Raw genomic sequence first — 19,507 nt, 5'->3', positions numbered from 1 at the left:
GCGTAGAAAGGAAAGCGCATGGCAGAACGCAAGTCCCCACAGTCCGCGCAAGAATCCACGGCATCGGATCGCGCCGCAGCGGCCTGGTGGCATCAAGCGGTGGTCTATCAGGTCTATCCGCGTTCGTTCAAGGACACCACCGGTTCCGGCCTCGGCGACATCGCCGGTGTTACCAGCCGCATCGGCTACCTCAAGCAGCTGGGCGTCGACGCGATTTGGCTCAGCCCCTTCTATCCGAGCCAACTCGCCGACGGCGGGTACGATGTCGACGATTACCGCAACGTCGACCCGAAACTCGGTACGATGGACGATTTCGACAAACTCGCCAAAACCGCGCACGAGGCCGGTATCAAGATCGTCGTCGATATCGTTCCCAACCATTCTTCCAACCTGCACCCCTGGTTCAAGGCCGCGCTTGCCGCTGGGCCAGGCTCGCCGGAACGCGACCGTTACATCTTCCGCGACGGCCGCGGCGAGCATGGCGAACTGCCGCCCACTGACTGGGTGTCCCATTTCGGCGGCCCCGCGTGGACGCGTGTGCCTGACGGCCAGTGGTATCTGCACCTGTTCACCGTGGAGCAGCCCGACTGGAACTGGAAGAACCCGGATGTGCAGGCGGATTTCATCAAAACCCTGCGTTTTTGGCTTGATCACGGCGCTGACGGCTTCCGTGTCGATGTTGCGCACGGCCTGTGCAAGGACCTCGACCGCGACAATCTCGACCAGTGGAGCGTCACCCCGCCAAGCCTGCCCGCCGACGGCAGCCATCCGCTGTACGACCGCGACGACGTGCATCAGATTTACCGCGAGTGGCGCAAGGTGTTCAACGAGTATGACCCGCCGGCATTCGCCGTGGCTGAGGCGTGGGTTAATCCCGCGCGGCAGTATCTGTACGCGTCCGACGACGAGCTCGGTCAGGTGTTCAACTTCGAGTTCGCGAAGAAGAACTGGGTGCGTGACGACATGCATCAGGCGATCGAGGAAGGTCTCGAGGCGGCGCGTCGTTCTGGCTCTACCGCCACGTGGGTGATGAGTAATCACGATGTTCCGCGTCACGCCAGCCGTTACGCACTGCCACAAGTGCCGAGCACGCGGCATCATCAGTTGGCGCATGACTGGCTGCTGCGTGATGGCACCAGCTATCACGAGGATCGCGAAGTCGGTACACGCCGCGCCCGGGCCGCGATGTTGATGGAGCTTGCGTTGCCCGGTTCGGCGTATCTGTACCAGGGCGAAGAGCTCGGCCTGTTCGAGGTCGCTGATATTCCGTGGGACAAGCTCGAGGATCCGACCGCGCGCAATAGCGAGCGTGCGGCCAAGGATAAGGGACGCGACGGGTGCCGCGTCCCCCTGCCGTGGGTCGCCGCCGACGGGGTCGAGGGGTCGTTCGGTTTCTCGCCTCGCGTGAAATCCGAGGGCGCTGGCGTTTCCGCCGATCAGGCCGGGCAGCCGTCGGAGCCGGCGCACCTGCCACAACCCGCATGGTTCGCTGATTTCGCCGCCGACCGTGAGAGCGCGCAGCCGGAGTCGATGTTGAACCTGTACCGCAGGGCGTTGGCGTTGCGTCACGAGCTGATGCCGGCCGACACAACGTTGACTTGGCTGGATGAAGACCGCCCGTCTGATGTGCCGGATGGCGCTGACGGTCAGCACGGCGGCGTAATCGCCTACCGCCGGTCCAACGGCTGGGCGAGTGTGACCAATTTCGGTGCGGAACCTGTCGCATTGCCGGCTGGGGAAGTGCTGCTCACCTCCGGCGAGCTGTGCTCCGACGGACGGCTGCCGCAAGACACCACCGCTTGGCTGCGGTTGAACCAGGACTGATAGCGCTTTCATCGCTGGCTGGGGGTGATGCCCATATCAGGGCATTCCTCCGGCCGGCAGTCCCCGTTGCGCCCCTGCTGTCGTATTATCGGCGCTTCGGCCGCAATCGATATCCATCGTCAGCATTTGTCACTCTTCCTGTCCGCAACGGCAACGATGCCGGGCGAATCTGCCGTTATTACTTTATCCGCCCACCAGAAGTGCGGCCGTCAACCGCAGTTCATCAGCAACAAAGGAGTCACCATGAACACTACATTGACGAAGCTCACAGCAGCCGTTGCGGTACTCGCCATGAGCGTCGGCCTCGCCGCATGCGGAGGGTCGTCGGCCGATAAAGGCCATGTGCGCTACATGAACAACAAGCCGGAAATCGTCAACCAACTGAAAACGCTTGCGGCCAGCTATACCAAGCAAACTGGCGTGCTAGTGGACATTCAGACCGCGGCATCCGGCACGTACGACACCACGATGGCATCGGAGATGTCGAAATCTGACGCTCTTACCATGTTCAATATCTCCGGATACGACCAGTTCGCGAAGTACCAGCGTTACGCGGAACCGCTGCAGACGTCCAAGGCGTACAGCCTGCTCAGCAAGGACGGCCGTGCTTACGCGTACAAGGACGGGTCCAACGTGTACACGCTTCCATATGCGGCCGAGTGGTATGGGATCATCTACAACAAGAAGATCATCAAGGACTACTGCGCCAAGGATTACGCGGTTATCAAGTCCGCTGATGACATCACCAGTTATGCCGTGTTCAAGAAAGTGGTCGAAAGCATCCAGCAGCACAAGAGCGATCTCGGGCTCGACGGCGCAATCGCCACGCCGGGTCTCGACCCCTCGGACACCTACCGCTTCACCGCACATATGGCGCGACTGCCGTTGTTCTACGAGTATCGCGATCGCGACACCACATTCTCCGCAACGCTGAAGGGAACGTATCTGAACAATTACAAGAACCTGTTCGACCTTGAACTGAAGAACAGCCCGACGCAACCCAGCCTGGTCAGTTCCAAGACCTATGACGACTGCACGTCGGAGTTCGCACTCGGCAAAGTCGCGTTCTATCCCAATGGCGTGTGGGCGTACTCGCAGATTAAGGGCAACAAGGTCGCCGACGACGATCTGGGCATGCTTCCCTACTACATGGGCATCAAGGGCGAAGGCGATTACGGTCCCGCGGGCGTTTACGACGCGAGCTGGGCGGTCAACAAGAACGCGAGCGAACAGGATAAGAAGGCCACGCTTGACTTTATCGCGTGGCTGGTGACCGACAAGACAGCCAAGAAGACTTTCGCAAAGGATATGGGGTTCTCGGTGCCGTTCACCACCTTCGGTGACAGCGATCAGCCGGACAATCCGCTCACCGCGGCGGCGCGTGCCTACAGCGAGCAGGGAAAGAAGGAGGTTCGCAGCTTCACGATCCCTGATCAGCAGTGGCAGGATGACATTTCCAACGCGCTGGTTGAGTATGCGCAGGGGACGGGCGATTGGAATAAGGTGTCCAACGCCTTCGTCAACGGTTGGTCAACCGAATGGGCGAACAACAAAGCCGAATTGGGAATGCTGCCGAAAGCTACAAAATTCTCTGAATAACTGGCCGAGTGGGTCTGACGGTCGGTTCCGCATTCTTTTCGAAGCAAAGGTATGCGGCTGACCAAGCCTGCTGGGTGTCGAACTTCTTCCCTCCCGTTCCCGCACCGTCGTTGAGACGGTTGCGGGGCGGGATTCCGCGTATTATTGGGCGGCTATCTGGTTGTGGTGCGACTTGGCGGTTGCATGGTGGCCTGGTGTGGTGGGGTGCTCTGGGGATTTTGGCTGGTATCTGTCCGCGGTGCGATCCCTCAGTCGCACTGCTGCCAGATACGCCCGTTGTCGTTGCCGTTCCTGGGGTTATCTGTCTGCCGTGCGGTTTCGCGGTTGCATTGCAGGCGGATGCGACTGGATTCTGGCACGGTTAGGGGTGATATCTTGCCATCGTGCGATCGTCCGGTCGCACGGCAGCTGGATACCGCTGTGCGAGTGGTGAATCCGAACGGTACGGTCTGCTATGTGACTCCGCGGTCACACGTCAGACTGGTTGTCCGAGGTCTCCTCATCCGCAGCCCCGCCTGCGAGCCGGTTGGCGATGAGACGGTTGAGGCTGATATGCTGCGTCGCCGCCGCGATGCTGAGTTCGCGGTGCAGTTCCGGCGGAATTCGAAGCAGGATTTTCCCGGAATAGCGGCGTTCCGTGAGTGGAATCGGGGCTGGAATGCCGGCTGCATGCATGGCGGCGATGCGGCGCATGGCTTCCGTTTCGACGGCGGTCAGCGCTTCGATTTGGGAGGGTGATGCCGCGGTGCATTCCGGCAATTCCGCCACGGTGGCTTGGTATTGCTTGCTTTTCGCGTCCCACCGGACCTGATAGGTGTAATGATGCGCGTCGATGGCAGACGTTGTCTTCTGCTGGCTGGTATTTCCCATGTTGCTCCTCGCCGTGCGTCCTCAGTGGGTATCTGCATCACTTATGGTATGCCACCCCGGGGGCCGTGTCTTCTCGCCTTGCGCTCATGCTGTAAAGCCGCGCGCCGCCATGTTCCCTGCTCTGCGGCCGGCGCATTGTAATTCGCACCCTGCGCCCAGCGTCCCTCATCCAGCATCCACGTACACCACGCCTTCGCATCGCCTCGCAACTTCCCGCGCTCAACATCGTCCCCGTAGCGCAGCCTGTTATCGCAGATACTCCTCTGTCGGCCCCCCGTGCCGTGGCATGGCGAGCAATCGGGAAAACTCGTTGATGGCCATCTTTGCTTGCGCGACTTGTTCAGGGCTGAGCGGGTCGAAATAATCATCAGCGTCATCTCCGGCAAGTTGTTCCGTGAGTGTTTTGATATTGCGGCGATCGCTTGGGCTGCGACAATCGAGTCGTAAGAGTTCCTTGCGGGGGTCGTCAATCATTGATGCCAGTAATGCGGCGTCGTACAAGTGACGTGACCGATCTCCTTGATGGGTTTCCCGCCATGATGCGATTTTTATCAATAGCGCCCCCAGCACGTCAGGGATGCACATTGTCGCCTGTGTGTCCTCGTACCGCAAGGTGACCAGCATGCTTCGCGCCACGGCTTTTCGTGATCCCGGCATGCCGAGCATGGGGTGGCCGTCGAGGCATGCCCGATTCTTCAGAAAAGGTGACAGATGATTGTCGACGAGAAGGTCCACCACAGCGGTGCCGCGTGTCATGCGGGTGGTGTAATCGATGAGTGTGCCGACGTGCGTAGTAAATCCAAGTGATTTGAGCAGGTCTTCAACCCTGCGGACTGCGTGCTGATGGGTCAGCACGTCAACGAGAAGGTCTGCATCGGTCGTCGGCCGCGCTTCGGTGCCGCGGGCCATCGCGTGCAGTTGGACCATCAGACCGCCGGTAAGACGCCAATCCGTTGGATCGTCAGTTGCTTCGGCAAGCGCGAGAACTGTGCTCCAAGGGTGTGTTTGTGCGGGGATGTCAATCACGGGAATGTCTTGTTGGCTATTGTTCATGGCCGTGTTCCTTGCGATAGATAGCGAGCAGCTTGTCAATCATGTGTAGTCCCGCCTGACTTTCCCTTGGGTCGGCGGAAACTGCGAGGTCAGCGGCGCAGACACCGATGGGCATCGGTTCTGGCCTCTGGGGAAGACAATCGGTGAGATGCAAGCGAAGTGTTGTGGTGCTGTGGTCCTCCATAAGGGGGTGGTGCCGGAGCAGTTGGCGGAATGTTGTCTCACCAGTATACCCCTCTAGTATCTTTTGTGGTATCAACATGAACTGTTCGGCGTGTTGCTCGCATGCGCCGGATATGTGGATGTTCTCCCGCACGGCATCCAGGGCTGGCGGCGCGGCGAACAGGTCGAGCGTCCGTGCCCTGTCTCGAACGCGGGAGACAAGGGATTGCGCATCGGCGCCAAGAATATAGCGCTTAAGCCGGTATCGCTGTTGGGGTGTCAGCCATTCCGCTGGTTCGTCCGAGATGAGGAATAGCGCGCCCATGGCAACCTTGGGGGAGAAAGGGCGACCCGGGTGCCCCTGTATACGGCGGTACCGGTTCAGCGACTGGGCGCGAATGAGAATCGTGCGTCCGACGCGCACGGAATGCAGGTCGCCTGACGCGACCAAGGCCTGGACGCGCCGAATGCTGATGCCGAGTTTTCCCGCTGTTTCCTTCGTAGTGAGCAAGCGGCCTTCATTCATGATTGCCATAGTGCTGATTATAGTCAAAACTATTCGCGAATACGTATAGTTTTGACTATCACTGCCCCCGGAGTCCATCGCCTGCGATGGATATGATGGTGGATAATTGCCCGCAGAACCAGGAGAAAGGCGATTATGGACACGCTCACGGCCGAGAAGGTCCGCAACCAGGTTTTCAAGCTCACTTTCTTCAACGAGGGGTACAGGATCGATGACGTCGATTCCCTGCTTGACAAAATCGCTGAGTCGCTTGCGGCGTGGGAGACGCATCACCCTGAGAGCGTGACGGTGACCTCCGACATGCTCGTTCCCTCCCAGCTGCCGGTCGCGCGCTTCAGAGAGACGTACAACAAGGAAAGTGTTGACGCGTTCATAGAAGAAGCCAGAGAGGCGCTGGCGTTCTACGAAAACTACCGATATCGCTGATGGAACTGGCCGAGGATGGGGCTTGACCGATCGTCTGCTGTACCGTATGGCGCCGTGGTCCTCGGCGTGGGATGCCCGCGGACGCGAAGATGACGCCGGGGCGTTCCCCGGCACGGTAGCGTCTCATGCATTCCTTTTTGAATTCGGGCGAGTAGACAATCTGCCTGGCCTTTACTTCGAGGACCGCGCCGAGGCGGGAGAGTCGTTCGCGTTCCTCGGGTGTGAACATCCCGTTTTTCATGGGAGGGCTCCTTCCTGTGGCTGGTACCGATTCCGGTTTTCCCGGGAAACCGGGACATGTGTACGGAATATGGGGTCCGCTTCAGTGACCTGACTGTCGCATGACGGCTTGGTATGGGGTCGGGTTGGCTGTGGAACCCGGGGGTATCTGGTTGTGGTGTGATTGCATGGTCGTACCGCGCGGGTGTACATGGGTTGCATGGAAATGGACAATCGCCGGTGATTCATGCAGGAAATCACAGCAGACCGTAATGCTTATCAAGCCATGCGCGCATGTCTGCTTTCCTTGGCATCTCGATGAGCAATGACGGTATTGCCACGGTGCGTAATCCGTTGTTGCGCTGTTCTTCTGGCATGTTGCGCCACCAGTAGTCAGTGGGATTGCTCAGTACTTGGTGAAGTGTCCGGACATTCTTTCTGTCACTGTCGCTTGCATTGTTGAGTCTGAGCAGTTCTTGTTCCGGTGAATCAATCAGCGAAGCCAGTGTCGCGGCATCGACAAGGTGACGGTCGATATTGCCCTGCGGGGCTTCTCGCCATGATGCGATTTTCATCAATAACGCCCCGAGAAGATCAGGGGTTTCAATGATGGCGTTTTCATCTTGAAATGACAACGTCACTTGCATATGTCGTTGGAGCGCTTTGCGAGACCCGGGCATTCCGAGCATTCGATTGGTTCCCAAGAAAGCCCGTCGTTGCTGACGAGGCGATAAATGATTGTCAACCAGCAGATCGACTGTCTGATCGCCTTTGACCATTCTTGTCGTGTATTGGCTGAGACTGCCTTGCCGTATGGTGAAGCCTAGAGTGACGAGGTCGTTGCGTACGCGCATCACCGAGTGCTCGTATGAGAGCACGTTGATGAGGAAATCGGTGTCTGTGGTCGGGCGGATGTCGACGTGATGCATCAGCGCATGAAGTTGCGTCATCAGACCGCCTGTCAGCATCCATGTATGCGGGTCATCGGTGAGCTGTGCAAGGCCGAATACGGTTTCCCACGGCGTGGAATGTGGTATGTCAACTGACGGCAACGGCATGGTTGTCCTTTCTGTTGAAATCGTGCAATAGTGAGTCAAGCATGTTGAGTCCGGCATTGCTTTCCCTCGGGTCTGCAGACTGGGCAAGATCAGCGGCACAGACGCTCAGGGGCATCTCGTCGCCATGTGGGGGAAGAAAGACCGTGGTGTGCATGATCAATGTCGTCGGAGAGGTGTTTTCGCGAATGAACGTGCGTTTCATCAGGAATGCACTGGTTTCTGTCGAAACGTAGCCTTCCAGGACGGATGGGGATTCCAGCTGGAACCTTGGGGCGGTCTGGTCGGGTGCATCCCGATGAAATGATGTACCGCCGGATTGCCTGGATATCTGAATGGTGTGCCCAGAAGCAGGTTCGGGTTGCGCGCTTTCGCACGGCTTCAGACAAGTGGCGCGCCTCCTTTTCACCATCATGTCTACCGCCTCATTACGGTTTTATGACGGCTGTCGCAGCTACTCCTTGGCTGATATCCGGCGGAACTGCGCAACGAGCGCGACCGCCGGCGATGAGCCCGAACGCCATATGTTCGCCAGCTTTTATGTGATTCCCTGTTTTCAGAATATCATCGAACAGCTTCACACGTAAGGTCGGGGATCTTGGTGTTCCTATCGATACTTTCTTCAAACAGTAATAAGGTTCATCAGTGAAGGCTCATCAGTAAAGTCAAACGTTTTACTTACTGATGGCCATCTACGCCCCTCATGCTCATCAGCGCTGCTCTAGGGCAATGGGTAGACTGAGACGCTGAATGCCCCGCGCGTTGCGCGGCTCACGGTGGGGAAGGACGGTCCGAAACGAAAGGCACTGACAAGACAATCATTGTGATACACGCCGAGGCCGCCACCAAAGCCCAGGCCATGGGATGGGCATGGGCGGATGAAAACACTCACAAATATGGCGGCGCCCCCTGCGGCACCGTCTACCTAGGCGCCCTCACGGGAATCCTGCTGGCGCTCCGCTTTCACACCGGCCCCCAGCGCCTCGCCATCAAAACCGACTGCCATCAGGCGATCGTCGCAATCGAAGCCGCACGATCAGGACATAAACCGACGACGCCATCCAGCCGCAAGAACTTCCCCCTCATCCAAGCGGTGCTTGACGAAATCAGCCGCCACAACGCCCCTGTGTCTTTCCATGACATTGACGAAGAAACGCTCGTGATGGCGCTGAAAACCGCCAGGCTCTTCGCCAAACAGCAATTACAGGCCTTCACCAAAGACCCCAAGCACGCACCGACGGGGATTCCGCGCGTAACCATGGATGTGATGATTAGCCGTCGCCTCATCTCGGAAGCATCGATTGCACAAGCCAAGGAGAGCGCGAAAGCCCAGCAAAACGCGAAGGCGTTGAACCAACAACAAACCGGCAAACCGGCACGGGCCAACAAACCTACGACCAAGCAAAACGCGACCAAGCAAAACAACAAGCTCACCAAACAAACTGAGACGCTACCAAACGTCGGCAAGAACAATGCCAGCACCATCCGCGACGGCAAAACGGCGAATGACGCCGTGGCATCGCACAACAATGTCACGTCCAGCAACGTGACAGCGAGCGCCCCTGCCGAAGCCATCGCGGCCCACGTCCAGCACACCGCAGCGAGCGTCCCCGCGCCAATCCATGCGGCCCATGCGGCGTCATCACAAGGTTCAGGAACGCCCACGCCAGCACCCTACCAGCCCAACCCGGCACTCCGCGAGCCTGCCCCCAAGCCTGTCCCCGAGGTACCGGCACCGCCTCGCCCGCGTCACGCGGCCGTCGAAACGGAAGCGGACGAACCTCAGGAATCGCAACTGCTCGAACTGTTGCACAGCACCGTGCGCAATCTTCGTTCCAGCGCGAAAGCGTTGCAGGCCACGGCGCAGGCGTATGATTCCGCACTCAAGCGCGCCAAGGATGCCACGCCTGGAATTGACGGCAACCCCATCACGCCGCTGTCTGAGAAGCCGCTGCGCAAGGCTCGCAAGCACACGAAAGCCGCGGCATTGGAATACGAGAAAGCCGCGGAAGAGCTGGAACAATTCCTCAACAGCTATGGGGATACCGACAGCGTTTCTGCCCAGGAATCCCTGCATGCCGCGAGGTGGAACCAATGACAGGCACGCATACCATCCATATCTCCACTGACGGCAGTTTTCTACTCGGGGCCCGCCCCGTGACCGGCTGGGCATGGGTGGACCACACCACCGGGCTGCATGATTGCGGCGGTTCCCTCGGCGGCAATATCCAGCTGGGCGAGTTATGCGCGATCTTGCAAGCATTGCGTTCGCATCCGGGCGCCGAAAAACTGGTGATCGAATCGGATTCGCGCGACGCGATTGAGTATTCCACGAAGCGCGAAAGCACATGGTCCCAAACCGGTTGGTTGAAGGACAACGGCAATCCCGCGCCATACTTCCTTTCGGTGATCCGTGCCATCCACATAGAGATGGAGGAACGCGAAGGCCCGATCGACTTCGTCTGGGTCAGGGGACACGCGGGCGACAAATTCAATGAGCAGGCCGACCAGTTTGCGCGCGGATACGCCACGATGTGCCGCGACTTCCACGCGCCGTCGAAGATTCCCTCCGAAGCGCAGATAGACCTGATGCGCGTGCCGCTGCAACTGGCAGGGCGTGTGATTCAAACCGGCACCGATGACATGATGCAGGCGATCGACCCCGACAATTCCGCCGCCGCCAAGGCCGACGCCAATACCGTGGGGGTCGTTCCCGTGACGGTTCGCCACACGCCGGGCACGGATGACAATCATGACGCGGACAGCCCCACGGCAGGCGATACCGCGGATACCCACACCGCGGATGCCGCCGCCATAGATACCGCCGCTGCGACGCACACGCAGCGAGTTGTGAGCTCAGAGCGTTCTGTGAACTCGCAGCCTTCTGCAGACTTGCAGGAAGGACTCCTGCAGGCACAGTTGCTGTACGGCCTCACCGCCACGCTACGCAAGGCGACGCATGCGCAGCAAGATGCCGCCGAGCGTTATGCAAAGGCGGCGAGCATCCCGCCCTCTGCGCGCGTGGCTGATGCCGAAGACAATCTCAAAAAGGCGGCGAAACGCCAGGAATCCCTCGCCCGAGTCATTCGTGAACTGGTCGAAACACTAATCTGATCCGACTGATCAACCCGTCCGACTGCCCCATCCGGACTATCCGATCGTCCCGTCCTCCGGCTGACTCACGACCTCCCCCCCCCTCATCACACTGCACGGATGGGCGAGTTCTAGTGAACGTCGCAACACCTTGGATTCGGAAGGAATCGAAACATGGTGTACGAGTTCGACGGGACCAAGTACGAGAAGCTGCGGGACATGCGGGCGGCGAGACGCGCGAAGTACCTGGATCTGGTGCGCGGCGGCATGAATTTCACCCAGGCCGCCCACGCGGTCGGTGTATCCAAACGCACCGGGAAGGTCTGGCGCAACGGCAGGACACGTTCCACCGGCCGCAACGGGCGGCCGCTCGTGGACCGGTGCCGTGGCGGCATGGACAAACCCAGGCGGACCGACGCCAGATACCTGTGCATGGACGAGCGCATCACCATCGCCGACATGCACCGCGCCGGGAACAGCGTCCGCGCCATCGCCAGGGCCCTCGGCAGGGCGCCCAGCACCGTCAGCCGCGAACTGCGCCGCAACGTCGACGAAATCGGCGGCGTGTACGGGCCGCACCGCGCCCAGCAGATGGCCACCCACCGCCTCAAACGCCCCAAGCCACGCAAGATCATGCCCGGCACCCCGCTGTGGGACGAGATCAAGGCCGGGCTCGACAAGCACTGGAGCCCCGAACAGATCAGCGGCAGGCTCCGACGCGGCCACCCGGATAATGGAAGCATGAACGCATGCCACGAGACCATCTACCAGGCCATCTACGTGCAAGGCAAGGGCGAGCTGCGACTCCAGCTCAAACATGCCATGAGACGGGGGCGCGTCGTACGCAGGCACCGCGGCGACGGCCAATCCAGACGCCCCAGGTTCCGCGAGCCCATGGTCATGACCGGCGACCGGCCGGCCGAGGTCGCCGACCGGGCGGTCCCCGGCCACTGGGAAGGCGACCTGATCTGCGGTGCCGGCAACCGCAGCGCGATCGGCACCCTCGTGGAACGCACCACCCGGTTCACGATCCTCCTGCACCTGCCCGACGGGCACGACGCCGAACACGTGCAGGACGCCATCATCCGCAAGATGCGGTCCCTGCCCGCACTGCTGCGCAACAGCCTGACATGGGACCAAGGATCCGAACTCGCCCTGCATACACGCGTGTCCGCCGCGCTCGACATGCAGGTGTACTTCTGCGACCCTCACAGCCCCTGGCAGCGCGGCACCAACGAGAACACCAACGGGCTGCTGCGCCAGTACTTCCCTAAAGGCACCGACCTGTCCGTCCATTCCGAGGACCGTCTCGACGCCGTCGCCATGGAACCCGACGACCGTCCACGCAAGACCCTGGGATACATGAAACCCAGCGAGAAGATCCTCGAACTGCTCGGCGACACCGCAACGTCAACACCAACCGGTACCATCAACACCAACTGTCAACAATGATGTTGCGACGACCATTAGAATCCGCCCCTCATCCTGTGCACGGTATCAGGAGTCGCCGCGGGTCTCCAGAACACGGGATGATCCCTCATATGGGCTCTGGACGCCTCGGCCGGACATTCGTCCAGACCGCGTCCAGAGCCCGCCTTTGAAACGGCCACCTACACAGAACCGGGGTTCCATGAGTTGCGCGCTCATGGAACCCCGGTTCTGTGATGTTCGGATTTATCGTCGCCGGAGTCACGCCCCGATCAAATCGAGCATCTGGGGGGACGCTCTTCTTCCCGAACTCGACCTTTCGCGATCCATCCCCGCCTGTGATGACGATGCAGGGCACGCTCATGACGTTGTACTTGTCCTTGAGCTCAGGGAAATGCGCCAGATCGTAGGCCTCCGCGCGAACGTTCGGGTTGGAGGCCGCGATCCGCTGCGAGGAAAGCACGGTCGTGGGACACATCGTGCAGGTAAGTGACACCAGAAGCATCACGTCAACCGAATCCTTGATCGACTCGATGCGGGACTCGGTGTCCGCGTCGACCTTCTGTCCCGGCCCGGCGGCATTGTACAGCCCCAGCACGAACGAATTGAACTCGTGCCCACTGGGAACCCCGTGGAAGGCCATCCCCGTCGGGACCACCGAACCATCCGGACGGGTGGCGCAGATTCGCACCTCGGGACGGCTCCGCGGAAGCGCGGCATCGGAATCGAATATCGCCCGTCCCGCGTCGTCCTGCGTGGCCGGATCATCATGGTCAACGGACAGCTTCCCCGAACTCAGCGAGGCCAGCTCATCGACGAACCCTTCCAGCTCCTTGGACAACGGCGTGCCGTCCAGGGAAAGACGCAGCACGACCGGATGCGCCATACGCCCGAAAACGACGCCAAGCTGCTGACGGATGGCATCGTCGAAGAAGCCCGACGACCCCTTGGCGGCCGCAGTAGCGTCGGTGGACGTCGACACGGGAGCAGGAGCGGGAGAAGATTGCGCGGCATCGGCGGCCGCAGCCTCCTTCGCCTTCTCCTTCTCGTAGTTCGATTCCGCGGGGCGTGGAGGGACGATGCCGGTTTCGGCGCTCATCTGCGACGCATACCGTTCCAGTTCCACTGCCGCAATGGCACCATCAGCCGTAGCGGTGACGACCTGGCGAAGATTCTTCACGCGCAGATCACCGGCCGCATAGACTCCCGGAGCGGATGTCTCCATATATCCATGAGTGACCACATAGCCATGGGAATCAAGCGCCACGACGTCACGAAGGAGATCCGTCTGCGGGACATAACCCGCGAACACGAAGACGCCGAAGGTTCCGTCATCCGCAGGATGCCAGGATTCCCGCTTGCCCGTGTGGACGTCCTTCAGCTCGGCCTCGACCAAACCACCCTGACCGGCTGACACCCCCTCAAGCTCGGTGTGATACCGCACCTCGATCTTGGGATGCTCCTTGGCCTCGGCCGACACGGATGCATCGCAGGTGAAGTCGTCCTCACGAACCAACACAGTGACCTTGCTTGCATACTTCGTAAGGAAAACGGACTCCTCGGCGGCCGCAAAGCCTCCTCCGACAACCAAGACCTCGCGATTCGTGAAGAACTCGCCATCGCAGGTGGCGCAATAGGCCACACCACGGCCTGCGTATTCCTCCTCCCCCGCGAAGCCGATTTTGCGGGGGCTCGCGCCGGTCGCCACCAGCACACCAAAGGCCCTGACGTCGCCACGCGACGTGTGCACGGTTTTGATATCGCCGTCCACATCCAGACCGGTGGCCTCGGCCGCTCGGAACTCCGCCCCGAAATTCTCCGCCTGACGCCGCATGGTATCGGTGAGCTTCGCACCGTCGGTACTGATGATGCCGGGATAGTTCACCACATCAGCCGTGATGGCTATCTGCCCGCCATAATCCGCCCGTTCGAGGATGAGCACACGGTACCGCGCCCTCGCCAGATAAAGGCCCGCCGTCAGTCCGGCCGGACCTCCACCGATGACGACGACGTCGTACACGTCCGCGGGACGCGACGTGTCCACACCAGACGATGCCGTTTCAGACGATGCCGTTTCAGACGAACCCATATCAGAGCTGCCCAACGAGATCGAGGCTGGGGGCGATGGTGTCCTCGCCGGGGGTCCACTTGGCCGGGCAGACCTGATCGCCGTGCTCATAGACGAACTGGCTTGCCTGCACCCGGCGCAGCAGCTCCTCCGCGTTCCGTCCGACGTTGGACGAAATGACCTCGTACGCAACGACCTTGCCCTCGGGGTTGATGATGAAGTCGCCACGCTCGGCCTGTCCCAGCTCCTCGTTGTAGGTGTCGAGGTCACGAGCCAGCAGAGCCGTGGGGTCGGCGAGCATGGGGTATTGAATCTTCGCGATTTTCTCTTTGGCGTCGTGCCACGCCTTATGCACGAAATGGGTGTCGTGCGAGACCGAGTAAATCTCGCAGCCTATCTTCTTGAAGTCCTCGTACTTGTCGGCCAGATCCTCAAGCTCCGTAGTACAAACAAACGAGAAGTCCGCGGGATAGAAGAAGAACACCGACCAGTGGCCCAGGACATCCTTCTTGCTGACCTCATGGAAGTCGTCGTTCTGGAAGGCGTTGACCGTGAAATCCGTCAGTTCATGCTGAAGCATCGTCATGATAATCCTCATTACCTTGTTCTGTGAGGCCGAAGCGCCGGCCTTTGTGCCATCGACGCCAGACGGAAACAACCGATCGGGAAACACGCCATCGCGCCGTTTTCCGTAAGACGTCCGTAGCTCCATGCTATCGCCGCGGACAGGGTTACGTCAGGGGGAAAACTGTGGGAAGGGTCACAATCACGGACGCATGGTCGTATCGGTTAAGGACGTTTCACATGAAACACGGAGTTCGACGAATACGTCCGGCACAGCAGGCACAGCTGCGGCACAATTCCCCGGCAGGCGGATCCCGCGCGATCGAACCCGCGCAATCAGTTTGGAAGACTGAGGCTCTAGGATGTCACTAGGATCTCAACGAATGGGGTTCCAACGATTCGGGCCTCACAATTCGGGTCCCGATGCAAAAGCGCATGATTGGACCGGATGGAGAGCATGATGAGCGGGGAAACGACCAACAGTGCTGGTTCACACGAGAATTCAGACGGCGCGGATCCCACCAGACGCACGCCACTCTCGGCTACCGAGGCCGGCGGCGGATCCTCGGAGCATGAGTCCACCGCCAACGCGATGTGGAGCCGTCTTCTTGCCGGAAACAGACGGTTCGCACAGGGTCAGCCCGAGCATCCCTGGCAGGATCCGGCAACACGCGAGTCCCTCATCGACGCCCAACACCCGGACGCCGCGGTTCTGAGCTGCGGCGATTCACGCGTCCCTCCGGAGATCATCTTCGATCAGGGGTTGGGCGACATGTTCGTGGTGCGGACGGCGGGGGAGGTTCTCGATTCCGCAGTGGTCTCATCGCTTGAGTTCGCCGTCGACACCCTTCACACCAGTCTTGTGGTCGTATTGGGGCATGAGCACTGTGGCGCCATCCAAAGCGCCGTTGCCGCGCTGAGTCCCTTGGATGAGGAGCGTCTTGACGAGCTGGATCGTCTGGTGACGGATTCCCCTTCGCCCATCATCAGATCCGTGGGAGGCTCCGTCCTCGAATCACGGCGGGCGGGGCTTGACGATACGGATGACTTCGAACGCGTCCACATCGCCCGGACCATCGAACGGTTGGTCACGGAGTCGGAATCCATCAGTGCGGCTTTGGGTGAGGGACGGTTGCGCATCGTGGGGGCACGATACCGCGTGTCTGATGGCGTGGTGGAGGTGCTGTCGTTCTAGCCCATGCCGGCATCCACGTGCTTGCGAGTATCGGAACCCCCGTATGCTCCGTGGAATCCCTGTTCCGTCTCCATGCGTCTCACCAGCATGGCCCACGTGTCTCACCTGCGCTGCTCCGCGTACCCCCGCGTCACCCAGCGCATGATCTCGCCGCCCTGCGCCACATCCCGTTTACCCGAATCAGGCATGATTTCCGAACAAGCGAACAAGCGATATAAGCGAATAAGCGATATAAGACAGGGTGCACCCGGGATGACGCTAGAGTTGGGAATATGTCGCTGGGTCTGAACATTCTGCTGGTTTTCGTCTTCCTCCTCCTCGGTTCCGTGTTCTCCGGAACCGAGCTCGCACTGGTGAGCCTCCGTGGATCCCAGATCGACCAGATGGAGCAGGAGGATGCGCGTGGGGCGCGCGTGGCAGCCATCGCGCGCGACCCCAACACCTTTCTGTCCACCGTTCAGATCGGCGTGACGCTGTCGGGTTTCCTGTCGGCGTCCTTCGGCGAATCCGCCATCTCACCATCACTCGTGCCCGTGGTCGAAAGCTGGGGTGTTCCTGCCCATGTCGCGAATCCCCTCACCACGGTCGCTCTCACCCTCATCATCTCCTACTGCCCGATCGTCCTCTCCGAAATGGTCCCCAAACGCATCGCCATGCAGCGCACAGAGCAGATAGCACGAGCCGTGGTGCCCGCCATTGACGTCTTCGCCACGATCTGCCGACCGATCATCTGGCTTATCGGCAAGAAACACCGATGGCATCGTCCGGCTCATGGGATTCGACCCGAACGAAACGGAAAGCGAGGTATCCGGCGACGAGCTTCGCGTTCTGGTGAACACCAACTCACGGCTGAGCAAGGATGAGCGGACCATCCTCGACGACGTATTCGACGCATCCGAAACGATTGTGGCCGAGGTCATGCGCCCCCGAGCGGACGTGGTGTTCCTGGACGGCAACCAGTCGCTGTCGGACGCCGCCACCTACGTGCGGAATATGCCCTATTCGCGATATCCCGTGACCGGCAAGGACTTCGACGACGTGCTGGGGTTCGTCCACGTGCGCGACCTTCTTGACGTGCGCGATCCCAACGCCAAAACCGTGGCGGACGTGACGCGCGAAGGCATATCGCTGCCCGGCACCTCCAAGCTCCTTCCCAGTCTGGAGCTGCTGCGCAAGCGGGGAATCCATCTGGCGGTCGTTATCGACGAATACGGCGGAACCGATGGCATCGTGACGCTCGAGGACATGACCGAAGAGCTGGTCGGCGACATTCGCGATGAATACGACCTACCGGGCGACAACTCGTCAGCGGAGGGAGCAAGCGCGTTCGTCAACGGAGTCGCGACCGTCGACGGCGGCACCACACTTGAGGACTTCGCGGATCTGACCGGCATAGTGCTGGATGACGGTCCATACGAGACCGTGGCTGGATATTTCCTTGCGCATACAGGCAAAATGGGCGAAGTGGGCGATGTTCTTCACACGGATGACGGCTACGACATGGTCATCACCAAGGTGGATGGTCGACGAATCGACACCGTGGAGGTTCGCCGTCAGATTAACCTTCCGGAAAACTCACGCGAATAGGACTCAGCCGCTACAATAACGAGCACCGTTTCATATTAGGAAAGGACGGATCATGACACTCTCATTCGTGGTACCCGGTCTTGATGAAGCCGCATCGGAAAAGATCATCGCCATTCTCTCGAACCGCTTGGCCCAGGAGCAGGAGGCGGCGCTGGTCCTCAAGCACGCGCATTGGAACGTCACCGGCCCCAACTTCATCGCCGTTCATGAGATGATCGACCCCGAGGTCGATGCCGTGCTTGCGCAGGCCGACGAAACCGCCGAACGCATCTCCACTCTGGGCGGATCACCTGACGGACGCCCCGACGCGATCGTCCGTCAGCGCACATGGAAGGGCGTCGATCTGACAGGGCACAGACCCACCGCCGACTATCTCAAGGCCCTGATCGACTATTACGACGTTTTCATCGCCGACGACCGCAAGGCCATCGCCGAGCTGGACGAGCTGGACGTCATCAGCTCCAACATCATCCAGGACCACGTCCAGGAGCTCGAGAAGTTCCAGTGGTTCATGCGGAGCCATCTGGAGTAAGCCCTAGCCCTCGGACTAAGCCGCGAATCGCGCTGATGCAAGGCGCGGTCCGCTTGCGTGAATCCATCAGGCGGCACCACCCATCACGGTGGTGCTGCCTGTGTCATCTACCCGGCTGGAGTCTGGCGGCTATCGACTACCGGCGGAAAACCTTCGTATACGAGCCTTCGGCACGAGGACGGACCACGATCGAGTCCACATCCACCGTGTCCGGCTGGTCCAGAGCCCAGCGCACGCATTCGGCGATGTCCTCGGCCTCCAGCGGATCCGGAACACCGTCGTAGACGCTTGCCGCGCGCTCGGCATCACCATGGAAACGCTTCAGCGAGAACTCCTCGGTACGAACCATGCCAGGCAATATGTCAACGATGCGAACGGGCTCGCCGATCTGCTCGAGCCTGAGCACCCTGGCCATGACCCGTTCGGCGAATTTCGACGCGCAGTAGCCGCCTCCGCCCTCATACGGTTTGATCCCCGCGGTGGACGAGATGAACAGAACCGTGCCGCCTCCGGCCGCCCGTTTCAGTACCGGAAGCAGCTTCTGGGTGATCCGCAGGGTTCCCAACACGTTGAGCTCATACATCGAACGCCAGTCGTCAAGATCCGCCGTCGCCACGGGATCCTTGCCCAGCGCCCCCCCCCGCGCAGTTGATCAGAGCCTGGCGAGTTCTAGTGAACGTCGCAACACCTTGGATTCGGAAGGAATCGAAACATGGTGTACGAGTTCGACGGGACCAAGTACGAGAAGCTGCGGGACATGCGGGCGGCGAGACGCGCGAAGTACCTGGATCTGGTGCGCGGCGGCATGAATTTCACCCAGGCCGCCCACGCGGTCGGTGTATCCAAACGCACCGGGAAGGTCTGGCGCAACGGCAGGACACGTTCCACCGGCCGCAACGGGCGGCCGCTCGTGGACCGGTGCCGTGGCGGCATGGACAGACCCAGGCGGACCGACGCCGGACACCTGTGCATGGGCGAGCGCATCGCCATCGCCGACGTGCACCGCGTCCGGCAGACGGCCGCCCACCGCCCCAGATGCCCAAGCCACGAGCGTTGCGTTGCCCGATGGAAAGCGGACGCCATGAAATCGGCGCAAGCGGGCAAACGTATGAGCGACCGTGATATCATCGTCTGCCTTGTCGAACGGTACGAGCGCGCGCTGGTCGTCCGGCAACGGCTTGACCGTAATCTCAGCCAACTTGCTGACACACTCGGGGTGAAACAGCCCGCTGACACGGCATCGGCGGATGAACACGATGGCGCCGCTCCGGCGTCCCAACAGGACGATGAAGCTTCGCATCACACG

At 60.5% G+C, this 19,507-nt stretch carries 14 protein-coding genes and 3 pseudogenes; 10 read left to right on the top strand and 7 right to left on the bottom strand.

From position 1 onward, the window contains the following. The first annotated feature begins 18 nt into the window (after positions 1-18). Entirely contained in the window at positions 19-1,824 is a 1,806-nt protein-coding gene (locus K315_RS0103095; protein ID WP_029576137.1) for a glycoside hydrolase family 13 protein, read from the top strand. A gap of 243 nt (positions 1,825-2,067) precedes the next feature. Further along, entirely contained in the window at positions 2,068-3,423 is a 1,356-nt protein-coding gene (locus K315_RS0103090; RefSeq protein WP_029576136.1) for an ABC transporter substrate-binding protein, read from the top strand. A 468-nt stretch (positions 3,424-3,891) separates the two neighbouring features. Here the strand turns inward: K315_RS0103090 and K315_RS0103085 are convergent, their stop codons facing one another. From K315_RS0103085 to K315_RS0103075, 3 genes are all read right to left on the bottom strand, one after another. Then, the gene (locus K315_RS0103085; RefSeq protein ID WP_044085934.1) at positions 3,892-4,293 is read right to left on the bottom strand and encodes a type II toxin-antitoxin system HicB family antitoxin; all 402 of its coding nucleotides are present in this window, start codon (positions 4,291-4,293) and stop codon (positions 3,892-3,894) included. Between the two features lie 246 nt (positions 4,294-4,539). After that, the gene (locus tag K315_RS0103080) at positions 4,540-5,319 is read right to left on the bottom strand and encodes a hypothetical protein (protein ID WP_152571467.1); all 780 of its coding nucleotides are present in this window, start codon (positions 5,317-5,319) and stop codon (positions 4,540-4,542) included. A gap of 16 nt (positions 5,320-5,335) precedes the next feature. After that, positions 5,336-6,043: a helix-turn-helix domain-containing protein gene (locus tag K315_RS0103075; protein WP_161786026.1), complete on the bottom strand. Its 708-nt coding sequence runs from the start codon at positions 6,041-6,043 to the stop codon at positions 5,336-5,338. 126 nt (positions 6,044-6,169) lie between these two features. Here K315_RS0103075 and K315_RS0103070 point away from each other — a divergent pair, with 126 nt between their 5' ends. Next, entirely contained in the window at positions 6,170-6,460 is a 291-nt protein-coding gene (locus K315_RS0103070; RefSeq protein ID WP_029576132.1) for a DivIVA domain-containing protein, read from the top strand. Positions 6,461-6,936: 476 nt separating this feature from the next. Here K315_RS0103070 and K315_RS0103065 read toward each other — a convergent pair whose 3' ends face one another. Further along, positions 6,937-7,836, bottom strand: a complete 900-nt coding sequence (locus tag K315_RS0103065) for a hypothetical protein (RefSeq protein ID WP_162142809.1) — start codon at positions 7,834-7,836, stop codon at positions 6,937-6,939. Between the two features lie 721 nt (positions 7,837-8,557). Here K315_RS0103065 and K315_RS0103055 point away from each other — a divergent pair. From K315_RS0103055 to K315_RS0103045, 3 genes are all read left to right on the top strand, one after another. Then, entirely contained in the window at positions 8,558-9,832 is a 1,275-nt protein-coding gene (locus K315_RS0103055) for a hypothetical protein (protein WP_029576129.1), read from the top strand. Next, complete coding sequence (locus K315_RS09910; protein WP_029576128.1) at positions 9,829-10,848, top strand: RNase H family protein; 1,020 nt, start codon at positions 9,829-9,831, stop codon at positions 10,846-10,848. The genes K315_RS0103055 and K315_RS09910 overlap by 4 nt, the downstream gene beginning before the upstream one ends. Before the next feature lie 153 nt (positions 10,849-11,001). Further along, the gene (locus tag K315_RS0103045) at positions 11,002-12,279 is read left to right on the top strand and encodes an IS30 family transposase (RefSeq protein ID WP_044085936.1); all 1,278 of its coding nucleotides are present in this window, start codon (positions 11,002-11,004) and stop codon (positions 12,277-12,279) included. 237 nt (positions 12,280-12,516) lie between these two features. On the opposite strand, the pseudogene K315_RS09275 reads toward K315_RS0103045, so the two are convergent. After that, positions 12,517-14,344 (bottom strand): annotated as a pseudogene (locus K315_RS09275) (FAD-dependent oxidoreductase). A gap of 1 nt (position 14,345) precedes the next feature. Then, positions 14,346-14,909, bottom strand: coding sequence for a redoxin domain-containing protein (locus tag K315_RS0103035; RefSeq protein ID WP_029576126.1), 564 nt, complete (start codon positions 14,907-14,909; stop codon positions 14,346-14,348). A gap of 570 nt (positions 14,910-15,479) precedes the next feature. On the opposite strand from K315_RS0103035, the gene K315_RS0103030 reads away from it, so the two are divergent. From K315_RS0103030 to K315_RS0103020, 3 genes and pseudogenes are all read left to right on the top strand, one after another. Continuing rightward, the gene (locus K315_RS0103030) at positions 15,480-16,082 is read left to right on the top strand and encodes a carbonic anhydrase (RefSeq protein WP_033521008.1); all 603 of its coding nucleotides are present in this window, start codon (positions 15,480-15,482) and stop codon (positions 16,080-16,082) included. A 272-nt stretch (positions 16,083-16,354) separates the two neighbouring features. Further along, a pseudogene (locus tag K315_RS09270) lies at positions 16,355-17,669 on the top strand (hemolysin family protein). A 52-nt stretch (positions 17,670-17,721) separates the two neighbouring features. Then, positions 17,722-18,201, top strand: a complete 480-nt coding sequence (locus K315_RS0103020; protein ID WP_029576124.1) for a Dps family protein — start codon at positions 17,722-17,724, stop codon at positions 18,199-18,201. Between the two features lie 136 nt (positions 18,202-18,337). On the opposite strand, the gene K315_RS0103015 is transcribed toward K315_RS0103020, so the two are convergent. After that, positions 18,338-18,817, bottom strand: a complete 480-nt coding sequence (locus tag K315_RS0103015; protein WP_029576123.1) for an SDR family NAD(P)-dependent oxidoreductase — start codon at positions 18,815-18,817, stop codon at positions 18,338-18,340. A gap of 141 nt (positions 18,818-18,958) precedes the next feature. Between K315_RS0103015 and K315_RS10665 the strand changes: the two are divergent. Beyond that, positions 18,959-19,207: pseudogene (locus tag K315_RS10665) on the top strand (IS30 family transposase); the annotation flags it as partial. Positions 19,208-19,507 lie beyond the last annotated feature (300 nt).

This window comes from Bifidobacterium thermacidophilum subsp. thermacidophilum DSM 15837 (assembly GCF_000426425.1).
Lineage (GTDB): Bacteria > Actinomycetota > Actinomycetes > Actinomycetales > Bifidobacteriaceae > Bifidobacterium > Bifidobacterium thermacidophilum.
Note: the sequence above shows the minus strand (reverse complement) of the source record. Positions and strands in the feature narration are given on the sequence as shown.